General features: G+C 49.6%; 18 protein-coding genes and 6 pseudogenes. 17 read left to right on the top strand and 7 right to left on the bottom strand.

The window, feature by feature from the left end; all coding sequences use genetic code 11:
- Positions 1–29 precede the first annotated feature (29 nt).
- A pseudogene (locus ACD630_RS16180) lies at positions 30–353 on the top strand (transposase); the annotation flags it as partial.
- 95 nt (positions 354–448) lie between these two features.
- Here the strand turns inward: ACD630_RS16180 and ACD630_RS16175 are convergent.
- Positions 449–547, bottom strand: a pseudogene (locus ACD630_RS16175) (DUF72 domain-containing protein); the annotation flags it as partial.
- A gap of 381 nt (positions 548–928) precedes the next feature.
- Between ACD630_RS16175 and aspS the strand changes: the two are divergent.
- The 6 genes from aspS to ruvB all read left to right on the top strand — a co-directional run bounded on the left by aspS (position 929) and on the right by ruvB (position 6,216).
- The gene (gene aspS, locus ACD630_RS16170) at positions 929–2,713 is read left to right on the top strand and encodes an aspartate--tRNA ligase (RefSeq protein ID WP_430359655.1); all 1,785 of its coding nucleotides are present in this window, start codon (positions 929–931) and stop codon (positions 2,711–2,713) included.
- 6 nt (positions 2,714–2,719) lie between these two features.
- Positions 2,720–3,163: a dihydroneopterin triphosphate diphosphatase gene (gene nudB / locus ACD630_RS16165; protein WP_430359654.1), complete on the top strand. Its 444-nt coding sequence runs from the start codon at positions 2,720–2,722 to the stop codon at positions 3,161–3,163.
- 23 nt (positions 3,164–3,186) lie between these two features.
- Positions 3,187–3,930, top strand: coding sequence for a YebC/PmpR family DNA-binding transcriptional regulator (locus ACD630_RS16160; RefSeq protein WP_430359653.1), 744 nt, complete (start codon positions 3,187–3,189; stop codon positions 3,928–3,930).
- A gap of 49 nt (positions 3,931–3,979) precedes the next feature.
- Complete coding sequence (ruvC, locus tag ACD630_RS16155) at positions 3,980–4,501, top strand: crossover junction endodeoxyribonuclease RuvC (RefSeq protein ID WP_430359652.1); 522 nt, start codon at positions 3,980–3,982, stop codon at positions 4,499–4,501.
- An 82-nt stretch (positions 4,502–4,583) separates the two neighbouring features.
- The gene (gene ruvA / locus ACD630_RS16150; protein WP_430359651.1) at positions 4,584–5,204 is read left to right on the top strand and encodes a Holliday junction branch migration protein RuvA; all 621 of its coding nucleotides are present in this window, start codon (positions 4,584–4,586) and stop codon (positions 5,202–5,204) included.
- Positions 5,205–5,214: 10 nt separating this feature from the next.
- Positions 5,215–6,216, top strand: coding sequence for a Holliday junction branch migration DNA helicase RuvB (gene ruvB, locus ACD630_RS16145; RefSeq protein WP_430359650.1), 1,002 nt, complete (start codon positions 5,215–5,217; stop codon positions 6,214–6,216).
- A gap of 7 nt (positions 6,217–6,223) precedes the next feature.
- Here ruvB and znuB read toward each other — a convergent pair.
- Both znuB and ACD630_RS16135 read right to left on the bottom strand, forming a co-directional pair.
- A pseudogene (gene znuB, locus ACD630_RS16140) lies at positions 6,224–6,766 on the bottom strand (zinc ABC transporter permease subunit ZnuB); the annotation flags it as partial.
- Positions 6,715–6,843, bottom strand: a complete 129-nt coding sequence (locus tag ACD630_RS16135; RefSeq protein WP_430359649.1) for a hypothetical protein — start codon at positions 6,841–6,843, stop codon at positions 6,715–6,717. The pseudogene znuB and the gene ACD630_RS16135, both read right to left, overlap by 52 nt.
- An 86-nt stretch (positions 6,844–6,929) precedes the next feature.
- On the opposite strand from ACD630_RS16135, the pseudogene ACD630_RS16130 reads away from it, so the two are divergent.
- The 3 genes and pseudogenes from ACD630_RS16130 to ACD630_RS16120 form a co-directional block, all read left to right on the top strand.
- Positions 6,930–7,064, top strand: a pseudogene (locus ACD630_RS16130) (IS630 transposase-related protein); the annotation flags it as partial.
- The gene (locus tag ACD630_RS16125) at positions 7,038–7,463 is read left to right on the top strand and encodes a transposase (RefSeq protein WP_430360094.1); all 426 of its coding nucleotides are present in this window, start codon (positions 7,038–7,040) and stop codon (positions 7,461–7,463) included. The pseudogene ACD630_RS16130 and the gene ACD630_RS16125, both read left to right, overlap by 27 nt.
- Positions 7,464–7,629: 166 nt before the next feature.
- The gene (locus ACD630_RS16120; protein ID WP_430359511.1) at positions 7,630–7,758 is read left to right on the top strand and encodes a transposase; all 129 of its coding nucleotides are present in this window, start codon (positions 7,630–7,632) and stop codon (positions 7,756–7,758) included.
- A 21-nt stretch (positions 7,759–7,779) separates the two neighbouring features.
- On the opposite strand, the pseudogene ACD630_RS16115 reads toward ACD630_RS16120, so the two are convergent.
- Positions 7,780–8,259 (bottom strand): annotated as a pseudogene (locus ACD630_RS16115) (transposase); the annotation flags it as partial.
- 179 nt (positions 8,260–8,438) lie between these two features.
- On the opposite strand from ACD630_RS16115, the gene rnd reads away from it, so the two are divergent.
- Entirely contained in the window at positions 8,439–9,566 is a 1,128-nt protein-coding gene (gene rnd, locus ACD630_RS16110; RefSeq protein ID WP_430359648.1) for a ribonuclease D, read from the top strand.
- A 48-nt stretch (positions 9,567–9,614) separates the two neighbouring features.
- On the opposite strand, the gene minE is transcribed toward rnd, so the two are convergent.
- From minE to minC, 3 genes are read right to left on the bottom strand one after another with little or no spacing between them, the layout of a single operon-like run.
- Positions 9,615–9,884 (bottom strand): cell division topological specificity factor MinE, encoded by a 270-nt coding sequence (gene minE / locus ACD630_RS16105; protein ID WP_430359647.1) that lies wholly within the window; start codon positions 9,882–9,884, stop codon positions 9,615–9,617.
- Between the two features lie 3 nt (positions 9,885–9,887).
- A complete protein-coding gene (gene minD, locus ACD630_RS16100) occupies positions 9,888–10,700 on the bottom strand; it encodes a septum site-determining protein MinD (protein WP_195313355.1) in 813 nt (270 codons plus the stop codon).
- Between the two features lie 22 nt (positions 10,701–10,722).
- Positions 10,723–11,409 carry a septum site-determining protein MinC gene (gene minC, locus ACD630_RS16095; protein ID WP_430359646.1) on the bottom strand — a complete coding sequence of 229 codons (687 nt, stop codon included), beginning with the start codon at positions 11,407–11,409 and terminating at the stop codon, positions 10,723–10,725.
- Positions 11,410–11,542: 133 nt separating this feature from the next.
- Between minC and ACD630_RS16090 the strand changes: the two genes are divergently transcribed.
- The 6 genes and pseudogenes from ACD630_RS16090 (at position 11,543) to ACD630_RS16065 (ending at position 15,707) form a co-directional block, all read left to right on the top strand.
- Positions 11,543–11,812: a YcgL domain-containing protein gene (locus ACD630_RS16090; RefSeq protein WP_430359645.1), complete on the top strand. Its 270-nt coding sequence runs from the start codon at positions 11,543–11,545 to the stop codon at positions 11,810–11,812.
- 282 nt (positions 11,813–12,094) lie between these two features.
- Positions 12,095–12,751, top strand: a complete 657-nt coding sequence (locus ACD630_RS16085; protein ID WP_430359643.1) for a fumarylacetoacetate hydrolase family protein — start codon at positions 12,095–12,097, stop codon at positions 12,749–12,751.
- A gap of 147 nt (positions 12,752–12,898) precedes the next feature.
- A complete protein-coding gene (locus tag ACD630_RS16080; protein WP_430359642.1) occupies positions 12,899–13,345 on the top strand; it encodes a YcgN family cysteine cluster protein in 447 nt (148 codons plus the stop codon).
- A 198-nt stretch (positions 13,346–13,543) separates the two neighbouring features.
- A complete protein-coding gene (locus ACD630_RS16075; RefSeq protein ID WP_430359641.1) occupies positions 13,544–14,014 on the top strand; it encodes an IS630 transposase-related protein in 471 nt (156 codons plus the stop codon).
- A pseudogene (locus ACD630_RS16070) lies at positions 13,897–14,361 on the top strand (IS630 family transposase). The gene ACD630_RS16075 and the pseudogene ACD630_RS16070 overlap by 118 nt, the downstream one beginning before the upstream one ends.
- Positions 14,322–15,707 carry a transposase gene (locus tag ACD630_RS16065; RefSeq protein WP_430359640.1) on the top strand — a complete coding sequence of 462 codons (1,386 nt, stop codon included), beginning with the start codon at positions 14,322–14,324 and terminating at the stop codon, positions 15,705–15,707. The pseudogene ACD630_RS16070 and the gene ACD630_RS16065 overlap by 40 nt, the downstream one beginning before the upstream one ends.
- The last annotated feature ends 297 nt before the right edge of the window (positions 15,708–16,004 follow it).

Below are 16,004 nucleotides of genomic sequence, written 5' to 3'. Positions count from 1 at the left end.
AAAGTGGTTTTTAACACGATACCCCACGGACTCACGGCTATTCCCCAAAAGGTCAACGGTGTTTTGGGCTGAAGAACGGGGGAGCCAAGGGAAGAACAAATGTTATCGGCGCTTTATTAGGCACAACGCTGTTTGCTATCGGATTATTTGATATCAATATTAACAGCGATGTTTTCTATTCCTGGGTCACACAAGTCCTTATCCCAGTACTCCCTAAAAACAGGGTAATCGTGATGGACAATGCAACTTTTCACAAAAAACATAATATTCAACAAGTCATCATCGATGCAGGGTATATGGTGGAGTATTTGCCTACATATTCGCCAGATCTTAACCCCATTGAGCATAAATGAGCACAAGCAAAAAGCAAAAAAAGAGAGAGTGGTTGCGATACAGAGATTTTGTTCTCAGTCCATATGGTGTAATCAAAATTAAGTCGCTTGGCTATACCTTCAACACAGTTGAAATATCGCGCGTAGTCAGCCAGCGTGCGCAGTCCGAACTTGTGCCACGCGGGATGTTGCCATTGTGGTAAGCCAATAAACATTCCGTTGCAACCCATTAACAGAGTGAAGAACAGTAAAACATTTTTTTAACCGAGAGGGAATTTTCACAATTCTTGCGACATATCACTGCCCGGAAACCGCTTCACTCTTATCGTTCCGTGGAATATCCTTTACAATAGCCACCTTTTTTTACTGAACAGCAATCCAGAACAACCATTCCGCGCAAAAAAACACCGTTGTGACCTGATGCGTGGGGAAATGCCGCTGTGTGTGGAACCCGTGTGTTTTATAGAACCGATGGGTTTTGTTTGCGCTCACTAGTGACGATGCGGTCTGGCCGGTGCTCTCAGGCGTGGTTGTTGTAGGTGTGATTATATCTCGTTGAGATGATTTCTAGCGTGATTGCTCAAAAGGACATCGTAATGCGTACTGAATATTGTGGACAACTGAACGCGTCCCATGTGGGCCAAGAAGTGACATTGTGCGGTTGGGTTAACCGTCGCCGCGATCTGGGTGGTTTGATTTTTATCGATATGCGTGACCGCGACGGCGTGGTCCAGGTGTTTTTCGACCCCGATCGGCAGGGTGCTTTCACTTTGGCGTCAGAACTGCGTAACGAATTCTGCATTCAACTGACCGGTGTGGTACGTGCGCGCCCTGAAAGCCAGGTGAATAAGGATATGTCTACGGGCGAAGTGGAAGTGTTTGCGACCGCGCTGACGATTATCAACCGCTCAGAGCCGCTGCCGTTGGATGCTAACCAAACCAACACCGAAGAAGCGCGTTTAAAATACCGCTATCTTGATTTGCGCCTCCCTGAAATGGCGACGCGGTTAAAAACTCGCGCACGTATTACCAGTTTTGTGCGTCGTTTTATGGACAGCCACGATTTTCTGGATATTGAAACGCCAATGCTGACCAAAGCCACGCCTGAAGGGGCACGTGATTACCTGGTACCAAGCCGAGTGCACAAGGGCAAATTCTACGCGCTGCCGCAATCGCCGCAGCTGTTCAAGCAATTGCTGATGATGTCCGGTTTCGACCGTTACTACCAGATTGTTAAATGCTTCCGTGATGAGGATCTGCGTGCGGATCGCCAGCCGGAATTTACCCAGATCGACGTCGAAACCTCCTTCATGACGGCACCGCAGGTGCGTGAAGTGATGGAAAAACTGGTGCGCGAACTGTGGCAAGATATTTTAAGCATTGATCTGGGAGATTTCCCGATCATGACGTTTGCTGAAGCCATGTGTCGCTTTGGCTCCGACAAACCTGACCTGCGTAACCCGTTAGAACTGGTTGATGTCGCCGATTTGCTCAAAACGATCGACTTTAAAGTGTTCTCCGGTCCGGCTAACGATGCCAAAGGTCGTGTGGCGGTGATTCGCGTTCCGGGCGGTGCACAATTGAGCCGCAAACAGATTGATGAATACGGCAAATTTATCGAGATCTACGGTGCCAAGGGTCTTGCCTATATTAAAGTGAATGAGAAAGCGAAAGGGCTCGAAGGCATTTCCAGTCCGGTGGCTAAATTCCTGAATGAAACGCTGCTGGCAGCGCTGTTGGAGCGCACTGCAGCCGAAGACGGAGAGATTCTGTTCTTCGGTGCAGATAGCGCGAAAGTGGTGACGGATGCATTGGGTGCGCTGCGTCTTAAACTGGGACGCGATCTCGGCCTGACCAATCTGGCAAGCTGGAAACCGCTGTGGGTCATCGACTTCCCGATGTTTGAAGACGATGGCGAGGGCGGGTTGGCCGCAATGCACCACCCGTTTACTTCACCGCGAGATATGACGCCTGAAGCCTTGGAAAGTAACCCGGTTTCCGCCATCGCTAACGCATACGATATGGTACTGAACGGCTATGAAGTAGGCGGTGGTTCCGTGCGTATTCACAGCAGCGCAATGCAACAGACCGTGTTCCGTATTCTGGGGATCAACGAGCAGGAACAGCGTGAAAAATTTGGCTTCCTGTTGGATGCATTGAAATACGGTACACCGCCGCATGCTGGTCTGGCGTTCGGTTTGGACCGTCTGGTGATGTTGTTGACCGGTACTGAAAATATTCGTGACGTGATCGCTTTCCCGAAAACCACCGCAGCAGCCTGTCTGATGACGGAGGCACCGAGTTACGCCAATCCTGCAGCCTTGGAAGAGCTGTCTATTGCTGTGGTGACGAAAGCAAAACCTGTGCAGGATGCGGAGTAACCGCCGATGGCTTATAAGCGTCCCGTTTCGGCCCTGATCGTTATTTATGCTCAGGATACTGGACGGGTGCTGATGCTTCAGCGTCGCGACGATCCCGATTTTTGGCAATCGGTTACCGGCAGCTTTGAGGACGGTGAAACTGCGGCGCTTACCGCGCAGCGCGAAGTGAAAGAAGAAGTTAACATCGATATCGCCGCTGAGGGATTATCACTGTTTGACTGTCAGCGCTGTGTCGAGTTTGAGCTCTTTGCTCATTTGAGACGTCGCTATTCCCTTGGCATCACGCACAACATGGAACACTGGTTCTGTCTGGCGTTGCCGAGTGAACGCGAGGTGATTCTCACCGAGCATCTTGCCTACCGTTGGTTAGCGGCGCCTGAGGCGGCGCAACTGACCAAATCGTGGAGCAACCGGCAGGCGATTGAAGAATTTGTTATTTATCCGGCCTGAAGAGGCTTTTTTCGGAGATTTTTATGGCAGGTCATAGTAAGTGGGCCAACACAAAACATCGTAAAGCAGCGCAGGATGCAAAACGCGGCAAAATCTTTACCAAAATTATCCGCGAACTGGTGACAGCAGCGCGTTTTGGCGGCGGCGATCCAGGCTCTAACCCGCGTCTGCGTGCTGCTATCGATAAAGCGCTCTCCAACAACATGACGCGCGATACCCTGAACCGTGCTATTGCGCGTGGTGTCGGTGGTGATGAAGACAACAACATGGAAACCATCATTTATGAAGGTTATGGTCCTGGCGGCACGGCGGTGATGGTGGAATGTCTGAGTGACAACCGTAACCGTACCGTATCCGAAGTACGCCATGCCTTTACCAAATGCGGTGGTAACTTGGGCACCGATGGTTCTGTTTCCTATCTGTTCACCAAAAAAGGCGTTATCTCTTATGCGCCAGGCTTGGATGAGGATCAGGTGATGGACGCGTCGCTGGAAGCTGGTGCGGATGACGTTGTGACCTACGACGACGGCGCGATTGACGTCTTTACGCCGTGGGAAATCTTCGGTCAGGTGAAAGATGCGCTGGATGCTGCCGGTCTGAAATCCGAATCCGCAGAAGTATCCATGATCCCGTCGACCAATGCCGACATGGATGCTGATACCGCACCGAAACTGATGCGTCTGATCGACATGCTGGAAGACTGTGATGATGTGCAGGAAGTGTACCACAACGGTGAAATTTCCGACGAGGTAGCGGCAACACTATAATGGTGTTTTCGCAGCTTGTGGCTAACGCGTCTTCAGGGGGTGATGTGCTATGGCGCTAATTCTAGGCATCGACCCCGGCTCGCGCGTCACCGGATATGGCATCATTCGCCAGCAAGGGCGTCAGCTCAGCTATGTTGGCAGCGGCTGTATTCGCACCGGGGTGGACGATCTCCCTACGCGATTGAAGCTGATCTATGCTGGGGTGAGCGAGATAATCACCCAATTTCAGCCCGATTGTCTGGCGATAGAACAAGTTTTTATGGCCAAAAATGCGGATTCAGCCCTGAAACTGGGGCAGGCCCGCGGCGTAGCGATTGTGGCGGGTGTCAATCAAGGGTTACCCATTTTTGAATACGCTGCCCGGCAAGTAAAACAAACGGTTGTCGGCACCGGCGCGGCAGAAAAAAGTCAGGTGCAGCATATGGTGCGTACCTTGCTAAAGTTGTCAGCGAATCCGCAGGCGGACGCCGCTGATGCGCTCGCTATTGCCATTACGCACTGTCATTTGCGTCAGAATCTGACACGCATCGGCCCCGACAGGTTGAATTTAGTGAGCGGGCGACTGCGTTGAACATCAGGCTGGATATTCATCCAGCCTTTTTTATACTATAAGCTAGCAAAAAGCTTTTAACGTAACGAAAAGGAAGGTCAACGTGATTGCTCGTCTCAGAGGCATCATTCTGGAAAAACAACCGCAGCAGGTGCTGATCGAAGTCAACGGGGTTGGCTACGAGGTCCATATGCCGATGAGCTGCTTTTATGAACTGCCCGATTTGGACCAGGAAGCGGTCATTTTCACCCAGTTTGTGGTGCGGGAAGATGCACAGTTATTGTTTGGTTTTAACAACAAGCAAGAACGTGCGTTATTTCGTGAGTTGATTAAAACCAACGGTGTTGGGCCGAAACTGGCGCTGGCAATCCTTTCAGGGATGTCCGCGCAGCAGTTCGTGAGCGCCGTTGAACGAGAAGAGATCGCTACGTTAATTAAACTGCCGGGAGTCGGTAAGAAAACGGCAGAGCGGTTGGTAGTAGAAATGAAAGACCGCTTCAAAGGCATGAGTGGAGACCTGTTTAATCCCGCTACCATTGATGTCCCTCTTAGCAGTTCAGCATCCACCGCAGCACCCGAAGAAGATGCGGAAAGTGAAGCGGCTTCAGCGCTGGTGGCTTTGGGGTATAAACCGCAGGAAGCCAGCTGGATGGTATCCAAAATTTCCCGACCCGGTGCGGACTGTGAGACGCTGATCCGCGAAGCGCTGCGCGCGGCACTGTAAGGGGATTGCCATGATTGAAGCCGACCGCCTGATCTCTGCGCAAGAAATGCCTGAAGAAGAGATCATTGACCGTGCGATCCGTCCGCGCATGCTGGCGGAATACGTCGGACAGCCTCAGGTGCGCGAGCAGATGGAAATCTTTATTGAGGCGGCACGCAAACGGGGTGATGCACTGGATCACTTGCTGATTTTTGGTCCGCCCGGTTTAGGAAAAACCACGCTCGCCAATATCGTTGCCAATGAGATGAACGTGAACCTGCGCACCACATCAGGCCCTGTGTTGGAGAAGGCCGGCGACTTGGCCGCACTGTTGACCAACCTTGAACCGCATGATGTGTTATTTATCGATGAAATTCACCGTTTGTCGCCCGTGGTGGAAGAAGTGCTCTATCCCGCGATGGAAGATTATCAGCTGGATATCATGATCGGTGAGGGACCTGCCGCGCGTTCGATTAAACTCGATCTTCCCCCGTTTACTCTGATTGGCGCGACGACCCGTGCTGGTTCTTTGACGTCACCACTGCGCGATCGTTTTGGCATTGTGCAACGGCTCGAATTCTACAAGGTCGAGGATTTACAGCATATTGTCGGCCGCAGCGCGGCATGCCTTGGAGTGGATCTTACCGATGAGGGGGCGTTAGAAGTGGCTCGACGTTCCCGTGGCACGCCGCGTATTGCCAACCGTTTGCTGCGACGGGTCCGTGATTACTCAGAGGTAAAATCGAGTGGAGCCATTAATGCCGAAACTGCGAGGCTTGCGCTGGATATGCTGGCGGTAGACACGGAAGGCTTAGACTATATGGATCGCAAACTGCTGCTGGCCATTATCGATAAATTTACCGGTGGACCGGTGGGGGTGGATAATCTGGCAGCGGCCATCGGTGAAGAGCGGGAAACCATTGAAGATGTGCTGGAGCCTTACCTTATTCAGCAGGGCTTTATTCAGCGTACGCCACGCGGGCGCATTGCCACCGCGCACACGTATCGCCATTTCGGTATCGATAGAACCTGACCCGCCTTCAGGCGGGTTGTTTGCGAATCAGCATAAACAGAAACGAAGCACTGAGCACCACAGAAGGGCCCGCTGGGGTGTTGTAAAAGGCGGAGAAGATCAGGCCGCCGGTCACGGCGAGCATCCCCAGTACTACAGCCAACCCCGCCATCTGCTCCGGTGTGTGCGCAAAACGGCGAGCGGTGGCGGCAGGAATGATCAGCAATGAGGTGATGATCAGCGCACCGACAAATTTCATTGCCAGCTCGATGGTCAACGCGGTTACCAGCATCAGGATTAAACGGGTGCACTGTAAATTGACACCGTCTACGTGTACCAACTCCTAGCTGATAGTCATGGAAAGCAATGAACGCCATTGCCAGCACATGATGGCAATCACCACCAGCACGCCCGGTCCAATCAACCACAAATCCTGCGTCGTTACCGATAGCAAATCACCAAACAGGTAGGCCATCAAGTCAACACGAATGTTGTTCATCAGGCTAACCACCACCAGCCCTAACGACAGCGCGCTGTGTGCCATGATGCCAAGCAACGTGTCGATGGCAAGATATAGCCAAGCGACATTATTTTGATAACAATTAGCTGTATTTTTTTTCCACATATCAGGGCATTAGCTGTAATCATTTTTAAGTCGGTTGGCTATATCGCGTTGGATTAATCAAATAGACTCAAAAACATCGACCACGCGTCAGTGAAAGAGCGATAAATCCGAGTTGATAAAAGATGTTGAACCATATCCAGATGCTTACCAAAAAGAACGTGCAGAGCGTTTTGGCGTTTGTCAGAAGGCCATTTGGCAAGCTCTTAAAAAGCTGGGATTGACCTATAAAAAAACTCTACGTCATCCGAAAGCCGACGAAAGCGCCCGGCAAGCATTTCGACAAAAAATACAACAGTATGAAAAAGAAGGTAAACCTATTGTTTTTATTGAGGAAAGTGGTTTTCCACACGATACCCCACGGGCTCAAGGCTGTTCCCCAAAAGGTCAACGGTGTTTTGGCCTGAAGAACGGGGGAGGCAAGGGAAGAACAAATGTTATCGGCGCTTTATTAGGCACAACGCTGTTTGCTATCGGATTATTTGATATCAATATTAACAGCGATGTTTTCTATTCCTGGGTCACACAAGTCCTTATCCCAGTACTCCATAAAAACAGTGTAATCGTGATGGACAATGCAACTTTTCACAAAAAACATAATATTCAACAAGTCATCATCGATGCAGGGTATATGGGGCTTTGTTGAATAAACATATTTTATGCTGCACCCCCGGTGAAACGACAGATCCTCGCAACGCAAAATCATGCAGTTAGGCCTCATAAGAAAACTGTAAACCTGATGTGATAAGCATTTTCTACCAAAACTGGCTGGAAAAACAGCATGACTCACTATTATTCAACAAAGCCGGTATATGGTGGAGTATTTGCCTACATATTCGCCAGATCTTAACCCAATTGAGCATAAATGGGCACAAGCAAAAAGCAAAAAAAGAGAGAGTGGTTGCGATACAGAGATTTTGTTCTCAGTCCATATGGTGTAATCAAAATTAAGTCGCTTGGCTATAAACCGCATCCAGGGGGCGATTTTGCCATTCAACAACCTGCTCCATAACGGCATCGGTGACCTTCGATACCAGGGCGGGTGAGACATCCGCGTCATACAGTTCTTTGAACGCAGCGGCAATTTCGCGGGTGGTCATCCCTTTGGCATACAACGATAAAATCTGGTTATCCATCCCGGTGAGCTGGGTCTGGTTCTTCTTCACCAGTTGCGGTTCAAAGGAAGCATCACGATCACGTGGTGTACGCAGTTCCAGCGGACCATCGCCGGTGGTAACAGTCTTTGTGGAGTAGCCATTGCGCGTGTTAGTTCCAGATTTGGACTGGTGCTTCTCATGCCCGAGGTGATGGGTCATTTCAGCATTAAGGGCAGCTTCAACGCAGATCTTTTTCAGCAGGCGATCAAACTGGTTGAGAGCGTCAGGGGTTTTGAGATTTTTGGCCAGCTCGTTAGCCAGAGCCTGTAACTGTTTTTCGTCCATAAAGTAACCTGCTTTTGATGTTGGATTGAACATATCAAAATCAGGCAATTACACAATCTCGTGTACAGGCTCTCTGCCAGATCGCAGCAGGACAGGCTATCATAGCAAAAGGTTAACAACGCCGGTTATACCGGCGTTGTTTTTGCAGTAGCCGACAGTTAAAAACAAGAGAACACGTTTTGAATTATCAGTTAATCAGCGACAACAATGCCCTGGAACAGGTTTGTCAGCAGGCGCGTCAGCACACGCAGGTCGCGCTGGATACCGAATTTGTCCGCACTCGCACCTATTATCCGCAGTTGGGTCTTATCCAGCTTTTTGACGGTGAAACCCTCTCTCTGATCGATCCCCTCACTATCAGTGCGTGGCAGCCGTTTGTGGCGCTGTTGCAAGATGCGCAGGTGACCAAGTTCCTGCACGCCAGCAGTGAAGATCTTGAGGTGTTTCTTAATGCGTTTAGCGTGTTGCCGCATCCGTTTATCGATACACAGATTTTGGCTGCTTTTCTCGGTAAGCCCTTGTCGTATGGATTTGCTGCATTAGTGGCAGATTATCAAGGTGTGACGTTGGATAAGACCGAATCGCGTACCGACTGGCTGGCTCGTCCGTTGACTGAGAAACAGCGTGACTATGCCGCCGCAGATGTCTTCTATTTGTTGCCGATGGCTGAGAAGATTGTGGCCAAAACGCGTGAAGCCGGATGGCTGGACGCGGCGTTGGATGAATGCCGGTTACTGTGTCAGCGTAAACAGGACATCCTCGCGCCGGAACTGGCCTATCGTGAATTTGGTAACGCCTGGCAACTGCGTGGCAAGCAACTGGCTTGCCTGCAACTGCTTGCTCACTGGCGTCTGAACCTGGCGCGCCAGCGCGACAGCTCAGTCAACTTTGTGGTAAGGGAAGAAAATTTGCTTCAGGTGGCGCGCTGCCTGCCGTCCTCGTTGGGCGAGTTGAGCGCTCTTGGGCTGAGCGGCCCGGAAATTCGTTATCACGGTAAAACACTGCTTGATATTGTCGCCAAGGCCAATGCGCTACCGGAATCCCAGTATCCTGTGCCGATCGTGAATCTGATCGATTACCCAGGCTATAAGCGCGTGTTTAAGGACATCAAAACTCTGGTGACGCAGGTGAGTGAACGTAGCGGACTTTCTGCTGAGTTGCTAGCATCACGGCGTCAGATTAACCGCTTGTTGAATTGGCATTGGAAGTTGTTTGCTCAGGAAGGTTCGGTACCTGAAATGTTGAACGGCTGGCGAGCTGAACTGTTCGCTGCGCCGCTGCGCGATTTGTTGACTCGCGAAGGGTAATAGCAGAATAACCCCCACATGCTGCGGGGGTTATTTAATTCCTTGGACTCATTTAGCGGGTTCTTCCGGTTCTGGCAGGGTGACGTTAAGTTCAAGCACGGAGATATCATCCCCTTTTTGCTCCAACTGAACCGTCACCATTTCCGGGTCGATCTGTACGTATTTACATATCACCGCCAAAATGTCCCGCTTTAACTGTGGCAAATAATGTGGCTCACTGTCGCCACGGCGGCGTTCCGCAACGATAATTTGCAGCCGCTCCTTGGCAATATTCGCGGTGTTTTTTTTGTGGGACAGAAAGAAGTCGAGTAAGGCCATAATTTATCCCCCAAAAAGGCGTTTAAGAAAACTCTTTTTCTCTTCCTCAATAAAACGGTAGGGACGATCTTCACCCAGCAAGCGATCGACGGTGTCAGCGTAGGCTTTGCCTGCGTCGGAAGCGATATCAAGGATCACCGGTTCCCCCTGGTTTGATGCACGCAGTACGGACTGATCTTCGGGAATAACGCCAACCAGTGAAATACGAAGGATCTCCAGTACATCTTCCATGCTTAACATATCACCGCGGCTAACGCGGCCTGGATTGTAACGGGTGAGCAGCAGATGCTCTTTAATCGCATCCTGACCGCGTTCAGCCCGGCGTGATTTGGAGGCTAGGATGCCGAGAATGCGGTCAGAGTCGCGCACCGATGACACTTCCGGGTTGGTGGTAATAATGGCTTCGTCGGCAAAATAGAGCGCCATCAATGCACCCGTTTCAATCCCAGCCGGAGAGTCACAGATGATAAAATCAAACTCCATTTCTGCCAACGTATCCAATACTTTTTCTACGCCTTCGCGGGTTAGTGCATCTTTGTCACGGGTTTGTGACGCGGGCAGAATATAGAGATTTTCCGTGCGCTTGTCTTTGATTAATGCCTGATTCAGCGTGGCATCACCTTGAATCACATTGACGAAATCGTAGACTACGCGGCGCTCGCATCCCATGATGAGATCGAGGTTACGCAGACCAATATCGAAGTCGATAACAACCGTCTTTTTACCTTTCTGGGCTAAACCGGTAGCAATGGCCGCGCTTGAAGTAGTCTTGCCAACGCCCCCTTTACCCGATGTAACAACAATAATGCGTGCCATAAATAGTTCCTTGTTAAAGGGCTTAGTCTAGAGGTTGTATGGTTAAATCGTTTGCGAGTTGGTCGAGCTTCAGACGCACGCCCTTCCCGAAATGGGCCGCTGGGATCTTGTCGCTGAGCCAGTAGCGCCCGGCGATGGATACCAGTTCGGCTGCAAGATGCGTACAGAAAATTTGGCTCTGCACATCACCCGAGACGCCCGCCAGCGCTCGTCCCCGCATCATGCCGTAAATATGGATATTGCCATCGGCGATCACCTCTGCACCGGCGCTGACGCTGCTCAGTACAATTAAGTCGCCCTCTCTGGCATAAATCTGCTGGCCAGAACGAACCGGCGTAGTAATCACTTTGGTTTTGGCTATGGCTGGTGCAACGGGAATAGGCTCAGGTGCCCGACGCGGCGACTTACCTTCATTTAACAGCGGCAATCCCGCTTTGATAATGGCTTTTTTAAGTACCTCGTCCTTACAACCGCTCACGCCCACCACGTGTAACCCCGTAGAAATAATAGCGTGCTGGATAGATAACCAGTCTATTTCGTCCGTCAGGGCGGCAACATTAATAACAACAGGCGCATTTTTTAAAAATGCTGGAGCCTGCTCAATCTTTTCCTGTAATGCTTTAACAATTACCTCAGGTTGCGACTCATACAAATGAACAACTGATAAGGTAAAATTGCTGCCTTTTAACTCAATTGGCGTTTGTGACATCTATCCTGACTCAGTTTCAGCCTGTTAAATCCCTGGATTTGCATGGCAACATGATATTCCAGAGTGCTGTAAGCATGTTATAGTCACAATTATATACAGGCAAGATGACATTCCCATCTAATCGAGTAAAAAAATGTTTTGTGTGATCTATCGAAGCGCCAAACGCGATCAAACCTATCTCTATGTTGATAAAAAAGACGATTTTTCCCGCGTACCGGAAGCGCTGATAAAAAGTTTTGGTACACCGTATTTGGTGATGCTATTACCGCTTGATGGCAGCAAAAAATTAGCGTCAGCCGACATCGAAAAAGTAAAGCAGGCGCTCAAGGAGGAGGGTTTTTATCTGCAAATGCCACCGCCTCCGGAGAATTTGTTATCCCTTCATCACAACGCCAGCAAATAACGTGGTGCCATGTTTGGGATAAAAATTCGGTTTTTTTCTTAACCGTTACCGTTTCCCCCCGAATTGTGTAGCTCAGGCGTCCTGCAGATGCGTAACGGCGCTTAAAAAGTATGATCTGGCGTTGAATTCTTTACTTATATTTTTCCGCATTACTGTCTACAGGCTTGTTTTATCGGCGCAGAGACGTATAAATAAACCCCTGACGTAAATGGATACCCACCGGTTTACCTGATGTACTGGGTATCTGAGCGTGATTTTCAACTGACAGGGCAGGAGATATCCATGTACCAACACAGAGACTGGCAGGGCGCACTGCTCGATTTTCCGGTAAATAAAGTGGTTTGCGTTGGCAGTAACTACGCAGACCACATCAAAGAAATGGGAAACTCGGTCGCCCTTGAACCCGTGCTATTTATCAAACCTGAGACCGCATTGTGCGATCTGCGTCAACCGGTAGCTATTCCGAAAAACCTGGATTCGGTGCATCACGAAGTTGAATTGGCGGTGCTGATTGGCACACCGCTTAAGCAGACGAATGAAGAGCGCGTGGCGCGAGTGATTGCCGGTTACGGTGTTGCGCTGGATTTGACGCTGCGTGACATTCAGTCCGAGTGCAAAAAGGCCGGTCGTCCATGGGAAAAGGCCAAAGGGTTTGATGGCGCTTGCCCGATTTCGGGGTTTATTCCCGTCGCCGAGTTTGACGATCCGCAGCAAACGGATTTAGGCGTGAAAGTGAATGATGAAATCCGCCAACAGGGCAACACGCGCGATATGATCACGCCGATTCTGCCATTGATTGCTTATATGAGCCGCTTTTTCACACTGCGCGCGGGTGATGTGATCCTGACCGGAACCCCAGCAGGCGTTGGCCCAATTGTGTCAGGCGATATGCTGACCATCACCATCAACGATCGCAGCCTCTCCACGCGGATTATCTGATCTTTCTCTGACCCGTTCCCATAGGGAACGGGTAAAGCGCTTGCTTCACTCCGCTAAATCCGTTATACCCCTCCCACACGTTGTAGGTGTGGTTGGCGGGGCGTTTGTGCGTTGCCAGATAACATAAAGATTGATGAGATACTGTGCATGAGCGAACGCGATTTTTGGCAGCAAAAAACTTTGTCTGAAATGTCCGATCAAGAGTGGGAGTCCCTGTGTGATGGCTGCGGTCAGTGCTGCTTGCATAAACTCATTGATGAAGACACGGAGGAACTCTACTTCACCAACGTTGCCTGTAATCAGTTAAACATCAAAACCTGCCAATGCCGCAACTATGAGCGGCGATTTGAGTATGAGCCGGATTGCATCAAATTGACGCGGGAAAACCTGCTCTCTTTCGACTGGTTGTCTGCTACCTGCGCTTATCGATTGATTCACGAAGGCAAGGGCCTACCCGGCTGGCATCCGCTACTAGCAGGTAATAAAGCGCTGATGCACAGTGAACGCATCTCTGTGCGTCACATTGCGGTGCGTGAAACCGAAGTTGTCGATTTGCAGGACCATATCCTGAATAAACCGGAGTGGGCGCGATAAGTATTGTTGTGCAGCGTTTTTGATTGTTGTTATTAACAGTCATCCAATTCTTGTAAACGCTACATTTCATTTGCGCTGCGGTGGCCGATCCCTGCACGTTTTGAAATCTCGTTCCCTGCTTTATTGAGCATAGGTATCTACACATCTTTTGCAATATCTGCTATAGCTAAACGACTTAATTTTGATTACATTATTTAAATGAGCTATTCAATTGATTTTAGAAGTAAAGTGATATCTACACGGGAAGAAGAAGGGTTGAGTATCCGAGAAACAGCGAAGCAATTTCGGATTGGCCCTGCCTCTGTATCGCGTTGGATTAATCAAATAGCGTCAAAAGCATCGACCACGCGTCAGCGAAAGATCGATAAATCCAAGTTGATAAAAGATGTTGAACCATATCCAGATGCTTACCAAAAAGAACGTGCAGAGCATTTTGGCGTTTGTCAGAAGGCCATTTGGCAAGCTCTTAAAAAGCTGGGATTGACCTATAAAAAAAAACTCTATGTCATCCGAAAGCCGACGAAAGTGCCCGGCAAGCATTTCAACAAAAAATACAACAGTATGAAAAAGAAGGAAAACCTATTGTTTTTATTGATGAAAGTAGTTTTCCACACGATACCCCACGGACTCACGGCTATTCCCCAAAAGGTCAACGGTGTTTTGGCCTGAAGAACGGGGGAGCCAAGGGAAGAACAAATGTTATCGGCGCTTTATTAGGCACAACGCTGTTTGCTATCGGATTATTTGATATCAATATTAACAGCGATGTTTTCTATTCCTGAGTCACAGAAGTCCTTATCCCAGTACTCCCTAAAAACAGGGTAATCGTGATGGACAATGCAACTTTTCACAAAAAACATAATATTCAACAAGTCATCATCGATGCAGGGTATATGGTGGAGTATTTGCCTACATATTCGCCAGATCTTAACCCCATTGAGCATAAATGGGCACAAGCAAAAAAAAGAGAGAGTGATTGCGATACAGAGATTTTGTTCTCAGTCCATATGGTGTAATCAAAATTAAGTCGCTTGGCTATATTACGTTGCTGCATGATCTCAACTTATCCATCGGCGGGATTGATGCCCGCCTTAACCGGCGTTATCAGCGTCTGGTTAAGCAACACATGACTCCCGCAGCACCATTGGCGTCAGCCGTTAAAGACCTTGCCTGCGCGCAGAAAACAACATTCGCCACTACTCAGGCCGTTTGGCGTTTTTTTAATAATGAACGTATTAGCTTCAGTCAGCTCAATGAACCGATTATTTCGCTGGCTCTCCGGCAGGTTGCACTTAGCCCGCATCCATACGCTCCCGTCGTCCACGACTGGTCTCATTTACAGTTTCGTACCCACAATGGGAAAGAAGAACGTTTGAAAATGACGCATGGTGGCGATGTCGGTTATGAACCACAAACCAGCCTACTGGTTGATGCTGCAAATGGTTTACCAATAGCGCCCCTGTCTCAAACTCTAACCGATAGGGCGGGTTGTCGTTCAACGCTAACCGAGGGCTTGTCTGAGAGTCTGACTCATATGGATGCTTTGACGGCTGATATCGCCCGCGTTGAGTCTCTTGATACCGGGAAGAAGTTAGTTCATCTCATTGACCGTGAAGGTCACTCTATCGGGCATATGCGCACATTAAGCTCCCAGGGAATATGTTGGCTTATCCGGGGAAAGGAAGGGCATCGGGCCGAGTGGGGCGGTGACACCCGTAAAATTGGTGAAATTGCAGACGATCTGCCATTTATCGCAAACGGACAGGTTGGCTGGAAAGGGAAAAAAGCCAATATGGAGATCGGGGAAACATCCGTGATCATAACGCGAACAGCAAAAGCGAAGCGGAAAGACAAGAATACCGGACGGCGAGTGAAAGTTCAGCCAGGCGTAGCTCTGACACTCAGATTAGTTGTGGTTCGCCTTACCGATACTCACGGTAAATTTATCGGACGCTGGACGCTGCTCACAAACGTTAGCAACGAGCTCACCAGCGCGGAAGTCGCTCGCTGGTATTACTGGCGCTGGGGTATTGAATCCTTTTTTAAGCTGCTGAAAGGTGCCGGTCATGATGTAGAAAAATGGCTTCAGCGCAGTGCTGGTGCCCTGCTACGCAGGTTATTGATAGCTAGCATGGCATGTGTGCTGGTATGGCGGCTGCAACGCGTTGAAGGAGACGACAATGCGGCAGCCCGTCAGTTAATTTGCCGATTATCCGGACGACAACAAAAACGAGGGCGTAAAGAAAGCGCCCCAGCGCTGCTTGCCGGACTATCCATCCTGCTAAATACCTTGACGTTATTAGCAGACTATACCCCGGAAGAACTTGCCCACTTCGTTATGGTGGTTTTTAACCCTTTATGATGTGTAGATATTTATGCTTTATTGAGAGAGCCGGGGGCTTACCTATCTCTTCCTTTACTATTCCTCGTCGTCAGTCGCGGCATAAAACGAAGGTGCATTCATTGGTGCGTGTTCTGACAAACTCACGCAGATGGGATCGTTCTGATGCTGTTTACCCATCCGCGTATAACCCCTCTGGCTTTTTAATGTCTGAATCAGCGCTTGTGTAAACGTAGTGGCTTCTTTGCCACACTCTGTTATAGGCAGACGTTGCAGGAGTTGAGAGGTGGGTTTGCTTAATATGTCAGTTCATATAAT

The sequence above is a fragment of the Symbiopectobacterium sp. RP genome, assembly GCF_050472005.1.
GTDB lineage: Bacteria > Pseudomonadota > Gammaproteobacteria > Enterobacterales > Enterobacteriaceae > Symbiopectobacterium.
The sequence above is the reverse complement of the archived record's forward strand: the minus strand, read 5'-3'. Positions and strand labels throughout refer to the sequence as shown.